At 66.5% G+C, this 14,166-nt stretch carries 12 protein-coding genes; 4 read left to right on the top strand and 8 right to left on the bottom strand.

The window, feature by feature from the left end:
• Both AB0M45_RS03880 and AB0M45_RS03875 read right to left on the bottom strand, forming a co-directional pair.
• Nucleotides 1-783, bottom strand: a complete 783-nt coding sequence (locus AB0M45_RS03880; protein WP_364322625.1) for an SDR family oxidoreductase — start codon at nucleotides 781-783, stop codon at nucleotides 1-3.
• Nucleotides 770-1,555 (bottom strand): 2OG-Fe(II) oxygenase, encoded by a 786-nt coding sequence (locus AB0M45_RS03875; protein ID WP_364322623.1) that lies wholly within the window; start codon nucleotides 1,553-1,555, stop codon nucleotides 770-772. The genes AB0M45_RS03880 and AB0M45_RS03875 overlap by 14 nt, the downstream gene beginning before the upstream one ends.
• 153 nt (nucleotides 1,556-1,708) lie before the next feature.
• Here AB0M45_RS03875 and AB0M45_RS03870 point away from each other — a divergent pair, with 153 nt between their 5' ends.
• A complete protein-coding gene (locus tag AB0M45_RS03870; RefSeq protein WP_364322621.1) occupies nucleotides 1,709-2,302 on the top strand; it encodes a GDSL-type esterase/lipase family protein in 594 nt (197 codons plus the stop codon).
• 1 nt (nucleotide 2,303) lies between these two features.
• Here the strand turns inward: AB0M45_RS03870 and AB0M45_RS03865 are convergent, their stop codons facing one another.
• A complete protein-coding gene (locus tag AB0M45_RS03865; protein ID WP_364322619.1) occupies nucleotides 2,304-3,794 on the bottom strand; it encodes an AarF/ABC1/UbiB kinase family protein in 1,491 nt (496 codons plus the stop codon).
• Nucleotides 3,795-3,899: 105 nt separating this feature from the next.
• On the opposite strand from AB0M45_RS03865, the gene AB0M45_RS03860 reads away from it, so the two are divergent.
• The gene (locus AB0M45_RS03860) at nucleotides 3,900-4,676 is read left to right on the top strand and encodes a GntR family transcriptional regulator (RefSeq protein WP_364322617.1); all 777 of its coding nucleotides are present in this window, start codon (nucleotides 3,900-3,902) and stop codon (nucleotides 4,674-4,676) included.
• A gap of 440 nt (nucleotides 4,677-5,116) precedes the next feature.
• Here AB0M45_RS03860 and AB0M45_RS03855 read toward each other — a convergent pair whose 3' ends face one another.
• The 5 genes from AB0M45_RS03855 to AB0M45_RS03835 form a co-directional block, all read right to left on the bottom strand.
• Entirely contained in the window at nucleotides 5,117-6,241 is a 1,125-nt protein-coding gene (locus AB0M45_RS03855; RefSeq protein ID WP_364322615.1) for a nitronate monooxygenase family protein, read from the bottom strand.
• A 221-nt stretch (nucleotides 6,242-6,462) separates the two neighbouring features.
• Nucleotides 6,463-7,800: a wax ester/triacylglycerol synthase family O-acyltransferase gene (locus AB0M45_RS03850; protein WP_364322613.1), complete on the bottom strand. Its 1,338-nt coding sequence runs from the start codon at nucleotides 7,798-7,800 to the stop codon at nucleotides 6,463-6,465.
• Between the two features lie 137 nt (nucleotides 7,801-7,937).
• Entirely contained in the window at nucleotides 7,938-8,603 is a 666-nt protein-coding gene (locus tag AB0M45_RS03845) for a class I SAM-dependent methyltransferase (RefSeq protein ID WP_364322611.1), read from the bottom strand.
• 13 nt (nucleotides 8,604-8,616) lie between these two features.
• Nucleotides 8,617-9,054 carry a nuclear transport factor 2 family protein gene (locus AB0M45_RS03840; RefSeq protein WP_364322610.1) on the bottom strand — a complete coding sequence of 146 codons (438 nt, stop codon included), beginning with the start codon at nucleotides 9,052-9,054 and terminating at the stop codon, nucleotides 8,617-8,619.
• Nucleotides 9,055-9,131: 77 nt separating this feature from the next.
• Nucleotides 9,132-10,049 carry a DMT family transporter gene (locus tag AB0M45_RS03835; protein WP_364322608.1) on the bottom strand — a complete coding sequence of 306 codons (918 nt, stop codon included), beginning with the start codon at nucleotides 10,047-10,049 and terminating at the stop codon, nucleotides 9,132-9,134.
• A gap of 233 nt (nucleotides 10,050-10,282) precedes the next feature.
• Here AB0M45_RS03835 and AB0M45_RS03830 point away from each other — a divergent pair, with 233 nt between their 5' ends.
• Nucleotides 10,283-11,518: a hypothetical protein gene (locus AB0M45_RS03830; protein ID WP_364322606.1), complete on the top strand. Its 1,236-nt coding sequence runs from the start codon at nucleotides 10,283-10,285 to the stop codon at nucleotides 11,516-11,518.
• Between the two features lie 543 nt (nucleotides 11,519-12,061).
• On the top strand, nucleotides 12,062-14,166 hold a 2,105-nt coding region (locus tag AB0M45_RS03825; RefSeq protein ID WP_364323050.1), incomplete at its 3' end, for a DNA-directed RNA polymerase subunit beta.

Below are 14,166 nucleotides of genomic sequence, written 5' to 3'. Positions count from 1 at the left end.
TTACGGCTCGGCGTCGGCGAGCCGGAGGGAGTTGACGCCCTCCGGCTCGTCCGGCTGGTTGAGCTCGACGCCCACGCCGTACACCCCACCCGACCGGTCGCTCGCGTCGAGTTCGACGATCGCCCGAGCGACCTGCTCGGTGGGCACGATCGCGGGAAAACTATTGGGCGCGACGGCATTGGCGCGCACACCGAACTCGGCGAACTCGGCGGCGATATTGCGAGTCAGTTGATTCAGCGCGGCTTTCGACGCCGAATACAGGGTCTGTCCCGGATACACCTCCGATCCGGAGATGCTCGAGACGTTGACGATGTTGCGGTTGCGCGCCCGGTTCTCCGAACCGGCGTGCAACCAGCAGCGCTGTGCCAAACGTGCCGAAAGGCGCAGGGGGACATTCACATTCAGCGCGAAATGGCGATCGAAGTCTTCCAGCGCCGCGTCTCCGTCGACGATGCCGCGCGGGTGCAGCCGGATGTGCGCCGCGTTGTTCACCAGCAGGTCGACGTGGCCGAACCGGGCCAGCGCCAAGTCGACCACCCGTTCCACCTCGCCCGGCTGCGTCAAATCGGACCGGACCACGAAGATGCGCGAATCGTTCTCCGGCACCGCCGCGTCCGGAGCCAGCGGATCGACATACCACTCCAGTTGTGACGGCGCGGCGGGCGTGCGCGTGCGGCACACGGCGACGATGTCGTAGTCGCGATAGTAGGTACGGCAGAAGGCGTCGCCGAGCGTGCCGCTCGCGCCGGTGAGCAGGCAGACGCGGCGTTCACCAGTGGACAATCTTGTCTCCTCCCCAACGCCGTTCGGCATCCGCCCTGGTGCGATGCACCCACATCACCACGCTGTTGCGGTCTTTGGTGTTGTTGCCCGCGAAGGTGTGCCAGCTGCGCGGCGTGACCTCGAACAGGATCAGCGAATTGTCCAACGGGGGAACGAGGGTCACCGAGGGCAGTGTGGCGTCGTCGGCGACGTGGTCGTACAGCGCGGTCTCGCCACCGTCGCCAGGCTCCCACTCCGGATTCCCCAGATAGAACAGAACCGCGACGGCGCGCACGCTTTCCCGTGCGACGACGCCGGACGCACGTGCCCCGGTCTTGGTGTCCACCGTGCCGTCGGGCAGCCGTACCTCGTCGGGGCCAGGGGCCGGTCCCTGGAACCAGGCCGGGTTGAGGTCGTTGTGTGGCCAGCCGAACGGACTGCCCGGACCGTGATGGTGCACCGATCCCTCGATATCGCCGGTCGCCTCGACGCCGCCGACCCGGGCGACCAGGTCGTGCCACTCCCGTGAGCTGAATATCGCGAGCGGTCCGTCGCGCAGGTCGGCCAGGCGAATGCCGTCCGCGCTGTAGCCGTCGGCGACCGAACCGAACAGTTCGGGACGCTCGCGGCGAACCCGGTCCAGTTCGTCGGTCAATCGCTGATAGAACTCGGGAACGAAGACGTCGCGGGCGTACACGTGGGGAAACGGTTGGCCGCGGCGGACCCAGCGCCGATGGGCGAACAACTCCGCGAACCACTGCGGAATCGCGAGCGCCGACTCGGTTGTCACCATTGCTCCCTCCCGGTCTGACCATCGCGATCATAAAGGGCGCAGTCGGACGGAGTCCGTCCTTAGCCCGCGCCGGGCCGAGCGAAGGCGAGGCAGCCGCATATTGCCCGCACCCGCTGCGCGCGGCCGAGTCTCGGCCCTGCCAGGATCGGGCGGGTGAGCCGTGATCTGCGTGTGTGTTTCATCGGAGACTCGTTCGTCGCCGGTGTCGGCGACGAGCGCTGCCTGGGCTGGGCAGGTCGGCTCGCGGCCGCGGCGTACGCGGAGGGGGTGCCGCTGACCGCGTACAACCTGGGCGTGCGCAGACAGACCTCGGCCGAGATCCTGGACCGCTGGCTGCTCGAGTGTGCGCCGCGGCTGCCCGAGGCCGTGGATGCCAGGGTGGTGCTGTCTTTCGGCGTGAACGACGCCATGTACGAGAACGACGGTCCACGAGTGCCGCCCGCGCGGTCGGTGGCCAATCTGGAGCGCATGCTCGCGCAGGCCGCCGAGCGAGACTGGCCGGTGCTGGTGGTCGCACCGCCGCCGATCGCGGACGCCGAACACAATGCCCGCACCGCCGCCCTCGACGCGCGGTTCGCACAGACCTGTGCGGCCGCGGGCGTGCCCTACGTGGGCGTGTATCAGCCACTGTGCGACAACGCGGTGTGGGCCGCCGAGGTCCGTGCGGGAGACGGCGCGCATCCGGGGGCGGCGGGCTACGACGAGGTCGCCGCGCTGATCATGCCGCGGTGGCGGGAGTGGTTGTGAGTCAGCCGATGGACCGGCTGCGCTCGCCCGCTGCGGACCGACGCCCGCGCACCGCGTCCAGATCCACCGGTCGCGCAGCATTGGCAGGCTCCTCGCCGGAGCTGAATGCCTCGGCCAATTCCGGTAGCCAGCGCAGGATTTCGTCGCGATAGCGCCCCTCGGTCTCCAGCTGGCCGAGCACGCCGACCAGGGTGAGGAACGAGCGGGCGAAGGGCGTGCAGTAGGCGGGCATGGTCGTCTCCCGGAGCACGTTCGACAAGCGTGGGTTCGTGGTACGCAGCACCTGCCGGCGCAACCACCGCGTGGTCAGCCGATAGGTCGCATGCCGCAGCGGCTCCCCGCACGGGCTGATCGCGGCATAGAGTGCCGCGCTGTCGAAGACCCGTCCGGCTTCCACGAATCCGTGCCTGCGTGTGGCGGCCGCCAGATCCTCTGGACCGCCAGTGAAGATCGCCTTGCAGTAATCGAGGGTCAGCTCGGTGAAGCCCTCGGGAGGCCAAGCGCAGCACGCGCCGAAATCCACCACGCCGAGCCGACCATCGGACAGCAACCGGAAGTTCCCTGGATGCGGATCGGCGTACAGCAAGCCGTGCCGGCCCCAGCCCGAGGTCACGAAGCGGACCATGAGCATGCCGACCCGGTCTCGCTCGGCCCGCGATCCGGAGGCGATGATCCGCGGCATCGGCGTGCCCTCGATCCATTCGGTGATCAGCACGTCGCCGTGCTGTGCCACGACGTTCGACACGTGGAAATCCGGATCGTCGGCATAGGCGGCGGCGAAAGCCCTTTGGTGGTCGGCCTCGGCCGCGTAGTCGAGTTCGTCGGTGACCGACGCGCAGATCGCCTCGGTCACCGACTTGACGTCGGCGCCGGGCAGGAATACCGATGCGAGATAGGAGATTCGGCGCAGCTGTTCCAGATCGCCCGCTACCGCCTGTCTGCCGCCGGGATACATCACCTTGACCGCGACCTGCCTGCCGTCGTGCCAGACCGCGCGGTGCACTTGGCCGAGCGAGGCCGCGGCGGCGCGCCGGTCGTCGAAATCGCGGAATCGCGACCGCCACTGCTCGCCCATACTGGCCGCCATGGCGGCGTGCACGGTGTGCGGCAGCATGGCGGGCGCGGCGTCCTGCAGCCTGCTGAGCGCGATCCGGTACGGCTCGGCGAGCTCCTGCGGCAGCGCCAGCTCGTAGATGGCCAGCAGCTGACCGAGCTTCGCGGCGCAGCCCTTCAGTTCGCCCAGCACTTCGAAGATGTGCTGGGCGGTGCGCAGCTGGATGTCGCGATTGACTTCTTCGGCCGATTTCCCGAGTGCGCGTTTACCGGCGCCCGCCGCCTGGCGTCCGGCGAAAGCCACCGGGAGCGTGGCGAGCTTGGCGCCGCGAATTGCGCTGTGAACTGGAGGTTTATCGGAGGATCGCGACGCGAAGAGCCAGGATCGCTTGCCTGCGAACCGCTCCTCGGGACGTTCACCGATGGGCCGGAAGGTCATGAGTCACCTCACAGTTGCGCGGACAAGTGTGACACAGGTGCAGTACCGAACAGTAGGACCTAGACTGTCTGGGACGTATTCGAAAGTAGTCGAAAGGTGACTTCGATGGGATCCCAGACGGTGGTCGCCGACGTTGCCGACGAGCTGGCGCGCCGGGTTGCCGCGGGTGAATATCAACCGGGGGGTCTCATGCCGTCGGTGCGTCAGGTCGCCGAGGAGTTCGACATGAACCGCGCGACGGCGCAGCTGACGTTGGGTCGGCTGGAGTCGTACGGCTTCGTCGAAGCTCGGCGCGGCAAGGGATTCACGATTCGGGACGTCCGGGAGTCCGGCGGCGTCGATGTGTACCGCCAGCTGTTCCGCTTCTCGATCCCCATGCCCGACGTCGCGATCGAGATGTTCCGCGACATCGTGGACGTGGAGCGCAACCTCGTGTTCGAGGCACTGCTCGCCTACACCAGCGGCCGGCAGGAGATCGACACGGCCGAGTGGAAGGCCTCGATCGACGAACTCGAAACGATTGCCCGGCAGGATGATCCGGACCTGCACCGGCTCCTGGCACTCGAAGTCGCGCTGGTGCGCAGGTTGCTGACCGCGCTCGGCCTCACCATGCAGCGCGCGATCCTGAACTCGATCGGCGAGATGGTGCTCGAGGTCCCCGAGGCGATCGAGGCGTACTTCGCGGGTGCGCCCGATCTGCACGTCCTGGTCTGGCGGGCGCTCGCCGCGGTGTGGGATTCCGGCTCCGGACCGAGCGAGGCGCAGCTGGCGCTGTTCGAGGATCTGTTCGGCATGTACCACGAAAAGGTCGTCGCGCGGTTCGAAGAGCTGGTGGGCGCGGTCGAGCCGGCTGTCGACGAAACGCGCGCCGCCACGGCATAGCCGCTGTCGTTCGTACACCGCACAATGCGTCTGAGACGCGAATGGGTCACGCGCGGAAGAGATGCTCGGCGTGGCGCCTGCGGCGGGAGGATGCAGGCGGGGGCGGTGCCATGCATGTCTCAGACAATCTGTCGCCGATCGGATGTCGACCCGTCGGCGACGTGTGCGCAGCGAACGCCTCCACAGCTGCCGACGTCCGATCCGGGTCATTGGGAATCCGCCTGCAGATGGTGGTATCCGCGCCCCGCGAGTAATCGCAGCAAGCCATCAAGTGCAGGCACGGTCCCGCCACGCGGCCGATTCAACCTGGCGGAAATAGCCCGCGTTCTTCCATGAATCTGACGGCCGTTGTTCCGGTCCGACCGGCCGGGCGGGATGCCGCGCAGACGTGCTGCGGACATTGCCCGACCCGATCTGCTCCGGGGTAGCGTTCCGGCGACTCAGAGGCCGCCGTTGATCTTGTTGAGACGTTCGCACGCCGCCACGTACTCCTCGATCAGCCGGTTCACCACGTCGGCGGAGCGCTCCACCCGATTCATCATGCCGACGATCTGGCCGACCGGGTTGAAGTTGACGTCCTTGGCGGCCTCCGGGTAGCGGTGACCGCGCTTCACGCCGTCCAGGGCGACCATCATCTGCAGTGGCATCGGCAGCGGGTCCGGGGTGTCGGCCCGCTCCCATGCCTCGGTCCAGTCGTTGCGCAGCATGCGGGCGGGCTTGCCGGTCCAGGCGCGCGACCGCACGGTGTCGTGACTGGTGGCCTCGAGGTAGGTCTGCATCTGCTCGGGCGGCACGTTCGCTTCCTCGACGGTCAGCCACAGCGAGCCGGTCCACGCGCCCGCGGCGCCCATCGCCATGGCCGCGGCGACCTGACGGCCGTTCCCGATACCGCCCGCGGCCAGCACCGGCAGGTCGCCGACGGCGTCGATCACCTGCGGCCACAGCACCAGCGAGGAGACCTCACCGCAGTGACCGCCGCCCTCGGTGCCCTGGCAGACCACGAAGTCCAGACCCGCTTTCTTGTGGTTGAGCGCGTGCTTGACCGACCCGCACAGCGCGCCGATCAGCCTGCCGGAGTCCTGCACCTGCTTGATCACGTCGTCCGGCGGGGTGCCGAGCGCGTTGGCGACCAGCTTCGCCTTCGGATGCCGCAGAATCACCTCCACCTGCGGGCCCGCGGTGGTGGCGGTCCAGCCGAGCAGCTGGTTGTGGTGCTCGCCCTCGGGCAGTGCGGGCACGCCGTGATCGGCGAGGATCTTCTCGGCGAAGTCGCGATGACCCTGTGGGACCAGTTCGGCCAGTTTGGCTTCCAACTGCTCGGGGGTGAGGCCGTCGATCCCCTTGCCCTCGTACTTGGACGGAATCACCAGATCGACGCCGTAGACGCCCTGCACGTGCTCGTCGAGCCAAGCCAGCTCGACCTCGAGCTGCTCGGCGGTGAAGCCGACCGCACCGAGCACGCCCAGCCCGCCGGCGTTGCTGACCGCGGCCGCCACGTCGCGGCAGTGGGTGAAGGCGAAGATGGGGAATTCGATCCCGAGCCGTTCGCAGATTTCGGTACGCATGGCGTGCTGGTCTCCCTAACTGCTCCGCCGCGAACGGCGCGCCGCAGATGTCATAGAACGAGTTACATAATTGTCGCGCGGTCCGGCAGGCTGCCCGCGCGTCGCTGCCGCCGCTGGCCGCAGATATCGCCATGAAGCGGCTGCGGCGTCAGCAACGGGACCGCCCACCATGCATCGACAGTAACACGTTCTAGTTTTGTGGGGGAGTCCCCGCCGCGGAGTCAGTCCGCGGCGCGCTCGAGTTCGGCCAGGGAGTCTTCCAGGTGATCGAGCAACCGGGGCAGCTGCGGCACGCTGCGGCGGCAGCCGACCAGGCCGAAATCGAGGTTGCCTGCGTTGGAGGTCAGCGTGATGTTCACCGCCTGCCCGTCGAACGGGATCGACAGTGGGTAGCTGGCATCGAGACGAGCACCGTTCCAGTACATGGGTTCGCGCGGGCCCGGCACGTTGGAGATGACGATATTGAACGTCGGATTGGTCCACGGGATCAGCGCGGGCACGAGATTGAGGGCCAGCGGACTGAGCATCAACGCCGACAGCGCCATCGTCTGATTGCACGACAGCGCGCGGTAGACCTCTTTGCTGTCGTGCATCGACGCGCTGACCACGCGCAGCCGCTCCAGCGGATCGGCGCGATCGGTGGCGAGGTTGCACAGCGCCGCACCGACCTTCACCCCGTTGGTCTCGTTGTCGTCCTCGGAACGCAGCGACACCGGCACCATCGCGATCAACGGCTTGTCCGGCAAGGCATTCCGTTCGACCAGATAGCGGCGCAGCGCGCCCGCCGACATGGCGAGCACGACATTGTTGAGCGTCGAACCGGTCGACTTCGTCACCTGCTGCAGCCGCTCCAACGGCCAGGACCGGACGACCGAACGGCGCGCGCCGCCGATCGGCACGTTGAACATGGTGCGCGGCGCGGCGAAAGGCTGCTGCCGCAGCAGAGCTTCGCGAGCGGCGCGCAGTAGCGATGCACCGGAAGTGGCTGCCGAGAACAGGTTTCGCGTCGCGGCACGCACACCGGACGGCTGCGGCTTGCGCCGTGTCCTGGGCAGATGCCACGGCACCCGCGTCGCCGTGGAGGATGGGTCGCTGGTCAACGTGCGACGTAAAAGGCGTTGTGCCGAAACGCCGTCGATCAAGGCGTGGTGCATCTTCGAATACAGCGCGAACCGTCCGTCGGCCAAGCCCTCGATCAGATGGATCTCCCACAGCGGGCGATGCCGGTCGAGCAGGCTGCCGTGCAGCCCGGAGGCAAGCTCGATGAGTTGGTCCATCCGTCCGGGACCAGGCACGGCCAGCCGCCGCACGTGATAGTCGAGTTCGACGTCATCGGCATACGTCCACGCCATCTGGGGTGTGCCGAGCATCGTTGCGGGATGCTTGCGGAAGGTGGGATCGATGTCGGTGCAGCGTAGGAGTTCTTCATGAACCTGCGCGGCGAAGTCGGCGCCGGCGTCTTCAGGCGGCTCGAACAGTTGTAGCGATCCGACGTGCATCGGCTGTTCGCGGGATTCGGCGAGCAGAAAGACCGCATCGACCGGCGCGATGAATTCCATGGCGAGTCGCCCCCTGACGACAGTGGTGAAAGTGTTGTGATTTGCGATCGACCACGTTGTCGGCGGGCCCGCGCAGCCCATGAAAACCGCCGCGACACGATCAAACTACCCGCATCGGACGAGTCGTGTTAGGCGAATCACCGAACCTTCGCGGCCAGCAGGTAGGCCTGTCCGAACCGCTCGTCGGGCCTCGGCTCACGCACCATACGGGCGACCATGGTGAACCCGGCATCGGTGAGCAGACGGGCGAGCCGTTTCGGCGCCCATCGATAGGCACAAGTCACCTTGTGGTCGAAGGCCTGTACCGCCTCGGACAGATCGGCTGTTTGAAATGCCAGCAGCAGGTGGCCTTTGCCCGCGAGTACCCGGGAAAATTCATCCAACACTTGCGGCACGCGATCGGGCGGGATGTGGATCAAGGAATACCAGGCGACGATCCCGCCGAGCTCCCCGTCGCCGATCGGTAGCTGTTCCAAGGAACCTTGGTCGAAGGACAAGTGCGGATATTCGGCCCGCGCGAGCGCGATCATTCGCGACGAGAGATCGATGCCGAACACCTGCATGTCGAGGGTCGCGAGATGCGCGGTAACCCGCCCGGGGCCGCAGCCGAGATCGGCCACGGGTCCGGAACCGTTGTCCGCCACCAACTCCGCGAACACGCCGAGCATCGCCCGGTCCAGCGGCTGGCCATCGAGCTGGTGCCGGAAAAGCTCGGCATAGAGGTCGGCAACGTCGTCGTAGGCGCTGCGTGTAGCGGTCACATCGGCGAATTCGCCGGCGAAGTCTGCGGTCGAGTCGAGCATTCCCAGCAGCGTATTACGCGATGGGATCGAAGGCCTGAGCGACGGCCAGACTGTCCTCATAGACGTGGTGACGGGTGATCAGACCGTCCTGCACCGTGAGATGCAGAGCGAAGCGAGCGCGGTATGCGCGGCCGGTGGGGCGTGCGGTCTGGCGAATCTCCCCGATTACCACGGCGTCGTCACCGTCGACGAGCACACGGTCCACGCGGGTCGCGGCATCCTCGGGCACATGGTGTTCGGCGATCGAGCGGAAATGTGCTGCCGCGTCGGCACGGGTCGACCGGTGCCGGATCCAGGGTGTCGCCGCCCGGCCGTGTTCGGCCTGCGGCCAACTCAGCCGCCAATCCGCGTGCTCGGCGTACAGCTCGGCGACCGACTCCGGATCGCCGGAACCGATTCGGCGCAACAGCTCTTCGACCACCGCACGGGTGGTCGGTTCCGTGACTGACAACGACGGGTCCTTTCGAAGCGACGCCGCGGGATTGTGCGGCGGGCTCTCATTCTCGGCCGGGACGCGCCGCGGAGCGATTACCTCTCCGGTAATGGGGCGACCGCGTGGGGAGCAGTGGGCACGGGCGGATCATCAGTGGCCGACTTCCCGCGGCTGCGCGCGGTGCCGAGAATCGAGCCGAGGATGACCAGCGGGAAGCCGATCGCCATGCCGGCGGTCAGCGGCTCGTCCAGCGCCATGACGCCGAGCAGGATCGCCACCGCCGGGTTGATGTAGGTGATCACCGTGGCGCGTGCGGGACCGACTTCGGAGATCAACGCGAAGAAGAACAGGAACGCCGCGGCCGTGCAGATCACCGCAAGGCCGAGCACGGACCACGCCGAATCGGCTGTGATGTGCGACGGCCACAGCCAGCCCGCCAACGGGGCGTAGATCGCCGCGGCCAGCAGCAGGGAGCCGGTGACCACACCGAGCGGAGGCAGGTCGGCGAGCGCGCGGTTGATGATGATCGGCCCGACCGCGTATCCGATCGTCGTCAGGCCGATCGCGCCGATGGCCGCCGGATTCCCCAGGTCGATATCCAGGCCGACGAGTGCGGCGACACCCGCGAATCCCACGAGCAGGCCGGTCACCCGGCGCGCGTCGAACCGGTCGTGACCGAGCTTGGTCACGATCACCACGGCGATCAGCGGAACCGCGGCGATCAGCAACCCGACGGTCGCGCTGTTCAGCGTGGTCTCCGCGTACCCGATCAGGAACCACGGGCCGGTGATCTCCACGAGGGTGTAGAGCAACAGTGGCCGCCATCGCCGCAGCACGGGAGTCAGCACATCGCGGTACAGCGCGATCGGCAACAGCAGCAGGCCGCCGATCAGGGTGCGCCCGAACGCGACCACTATCGGGTCGAGATCCTCCACCGCGATCCGGATCATCGCGTACGGCACACCCCAGATCACGCCCATCGCCAGGAACAGCGCCCACCCGCGTCGCGTCATCGCGCGACCCCCGATCGGCGCCAGGGAATGAGGATCGGATCGGTTGGTGACATGCTCCGCTCGCTTTCGACCACTCGGAGCTTAAACAGATGATCCGATCATCCGACAGATCCAGTTCCCGGTTGTGACAAGGCCAGTTCCCGCTGGTCCGACTGTCCCCTTCGCACATTTTCCCGAATGGTCGGCGCGGGCAACGGTGTTCGAGCTAGTCTCGCCGAAAGCGAAGGGAATGCATGATCGTGGTCGACGTGATCCGCCAGCTGGCCCCGAGCGAGGAGATGTTCGCCGCGGGCGAGGTCTTCATCGGTTATTCGGCGCGGATATCGGGCCCATTGGACCTGACGGCTTTGGCGGCCGCGTTCGAGGCCGTCGCCCGCGCGTATCCGATCCTGCGCGCCCGTATCGAGGTGGCCGACGGCGGCGGGCATGCGTTCGCTGTCTCGGATGCCACCCCCGAGATCTTCGTCGCCGACGCGGACCCCGAATTCCCGCTCACCGGCGCGAAATTCGATCAGCGCGGGGGCGTGTGCGCCCTGTGCGTGGTGCGCGCCGGAGATACCGCCAGCGTGACGTTCATGATCCACCACAGCATCGCCGACGCCTATCACGCTTTCGCCGTGGTCGACGCGCTGTGGGCCGGGTACCGGGACGCGGTCGCCGGGCGCCCGCTCGGCCTGCCGGAGCACGCGTTTCCCGAGCCGGTGGAGCAGCTGCTCGCGGCGCGCGGCATCGAGAAGATGACGCTGCCCGGAGGGCCACCCGCGGGCGAATCGACCGCCCCGCCGCCGGTTTCGCCGCCGCGCGAGGACGAGTACCCCGTGCTGCGCACGACCCGTTGCCGGCTCACCCGGGACGAGACCGCGGCGCTGGTCGAACTCGGCCATCGCGAGAACGTCACGGTGCACGGCTTGGTGTCGGCGGCGCTGCTGCGGACCGAGGCCGAGATTCGCGAACTACCCCTGACCGGACTGCTCTACCTGTACTCGGTTGACCTACGCACCAGGGTAAGTCCCGAAATCGACGCCACCGGGGGGACGAACGTCCTCGGCTTCGCCAATTACCTCTCCCCCGAAGCCGACGTGACATTGGTCGACCTGGCCCGTGGCATCAGCGAAGCCCTGCACGGGGCCCTGTCCGCAGGCATCGTGCAACGGACCCCCTTGAACATTCCTGACATGGCTGCCGCGCCCCCTCCAGCGCTCCCCGGCGTGGTGATCGCGACCAACTGGGGCACCATCCCCCAGCTGCCGGAGCAGGACGCACTGCGCATCGACGACTTCCACTCCACCATGCTCGCGAAACCGGATCTGACCGGCCGCCGCCCCCAGCAACCAGGCGGCGGCACCTGCGTCATCAGCACCTTCGCCGGACGCCTGAGCGTGGAAATCCACCACCCGCCGGAATTCACCGACCTCCAACGCCACCGCATCGAAGTGTTGGAACGCAACCTCCGGTCCGTACTCGCCTGACACGTTCCGACGGCGCACGCCACCGTGCGGCGCCAGTTCGCTTCCCACGCTATCGACTGCTGCTGCTTCGGGCGACGCTCCCGCCTAGGGCGGCGAGCCCGTCGCATCCTTCGGCATGCCCCGCGATCACCCCGCCGAACGCCGCCGGAATAGGTGCGGTCCCTGTCGATGGTCTCGGTGGCGAGGACTCTTTTCCCTGCCGGTGTGAATGTGCTGGCGGATTACCGCTAATAGACTTGACGACCGGCATATCGAGATGTCAGTATCAATACGGGAAGGCACAGAAAATCGTGTGCCTGTTTTTTTGCGCCCTCGACATCGGTTGAATTTGGGTGTAATTTGGAGCTTCGCTCCGGGTCGCGTGCTGTCCAACTCGCGAAATACGAAAAGGCTGACTGTAGAAAGTGGCACTGTCCGCGTGTCACTCTCTACGGGTTGTTGTCGAGTCATGTTCGGGCAGCGTCCGGCGCGGTGCGCAATGTGAAATACAGCCACAGACAAGCAGATACCGTGACGGCCGCGCGAATGCGTTGGCGGCGAGAGGTGCTGGAAGGATGCATCTTGGCAATCTCGAGTCAGAACAAGGTCGGTGCCGGAATGTCGGGGGCGTCGAAGCGGATCTCGTTCGCCAAACTCCGTGAGCACCTGGATGTTCCGGAGTTGTTGGAGGTCCAGACCGATTCGTTCGAATGGTTGATCGGTGCGCCGGCCTGGCACGAACGGGTAGCGGCGCGCGGCGACTCGCTCGCGGGTGGATTGGAGGAGGTGCTCGAGGAGATCAGCCCGATCGAGGACTTCGCCGCGACGATGTCGTTGACGCTCTCCGGGGCCCGTTTCGAGGAGGTCAAGGCCTCGGTCGAGGAATGTAAAGACAAGGACATGACCTACGCGGCGCCGCTGTTCGTCACCGCTGAGTTCATGAACCACAACACCGGTGAGATCAAGAGTCAGACGGTGTTCATGGGTGATTTCCCGATGATGACCGACAAGGGCACGTTCATCATCAACGGCACCGAGCGGGTGGTCGTTTCGCAGCTGGTGCGTTCGCCGGGTGTCTATTTCGACCGCACCGTCGACAAGGGCACGGATAAGGATCTGCATGGTGTGCGCGTCATCCCGTCGCGCGGTGCGTGGCTGGAATTCGACATCGACAAGCGCGACACCGTCGGCGTTCGCATCGACCGCAAACGCCGTCAACCCGTGACAGTCCTGCTCAAGGCGCTCGGCTGGACCAGTGCGCAGATCACCGAGCGGTTCGGTTTCTCCGAGATCATGATGACCTCCCTGGAGAAGGACAACACACCGGGCACCGATGAGGCGCTGCTCGATATTCATCGCAAGCTGCGCCCGGGTGAGCCGCCGACGAAGGAGTCGGCGCAGACCCTGCTGGAGAACCTGTTCTTCAAGGAGAAGCGCTACGACCTGTCGCGGGTCGGCCGCTACAAGATCAACAAGAAACTCGGCGTCCACAACGACGAAGGCATCGGATCACGGGTGCTCACCGAGGAAGACATCGTCACGATCATCGAGTACCTGGTCCGCCTGCACGTGGGCGACAAGACCATGACCGCCCCCGGCGGTGTCGAGGTGCCGGTGGAAGTGGACGACATCGATCACTTCGGCAACCGTCGCCTGCGCACCGTCGGCGAACTGATCCAGAACCAGTTCCGGGTGGGGCTGTCTCGGATGGAGCGCGTGGTCCGCGAGCGGATGACGACACAGGATATCGAGGCGATCACGCCGCAGACGCTGATGAATATCCGCCCCGTCGTCGCGGGGATCAAGGAGTTCTTCGGAACCTCGCAGATGTCGCAGTTCCTGGATCAGCGGAACCCGCTGGCGAGCCTGACCCAGAAACGACGCCTGTCGGCGCTCGGGCCAGGTGGCCTGACCCGGGAACGCGCCGGTCTGGAAGTCCGCGATGTGCATTACAGCCATTACGGCCGGATGTGTCCGATCGAGACACCCGAAGGCCCGAATATCGGGCTGATCGGCTATCTGTCGGTGTACGCGCGGGTCAATCCGTTCGGCTTCATCGAGACGCCGTACCGAAAAGTGATCGACGGCAAGGTGACCGACGAGGTCGACTACCTGTCCGCCGACCAGGAAGACCTGCATGTCGTGGCGCAGGCGAATGAGCCGCTCGATGCCGAGGGACGCTTCGTTGCTGCGCGAATCGCGGTGCGTCGCAAGAATTCCGAGGTCGAGCTCATAGATTCCGCCGAAGTCGATTATATGGATGTGTCGCCGCGTCAGATGGTGTCGGTCGCGACCGCGATGATTCCGTTCCTCGAGCACGACGACGCCAACCGCGCCCTGATGGGTGCGAACATGCAAAAGCAGGCCGTGCCGCTGATCCGTTCCGAAGCGCCGCTGGTCGGCACCGGCATGGAGCTGCGTGCCGCGATCGATGCCGGTGATGTGGTGGTGAACGAGAAGGCCGGTGTGGTCGAGGAGGTTTCCGCCGACTACGTCACCGTCATGGCCGACGACGGTACCCGCAAGTCCTACCGGATGCGCAAGTTCGCTCGTACCAACCAGGGCACCTGTGCCAACCAGCGTCCGATTGTGGACGAGGGTCAGCGGGTGGAGGCGGGTCAGGTCTTGGCGGATGGTCCGTGCACCGATAACGGTGAGATGGCGTTGGG

Origin of the sequence: Nocardia sp. NPDC051787, assembly GCF_040681325.1 — a bacterium.
GTDB lineage: Bacteria > Actinomycetota > Actinomycetes > Mycobacteriales > Mycobacteriaceae > Nocardia.
This window is presented reverse-complemented; position numbering and strand designations above follow the sequence as displayed.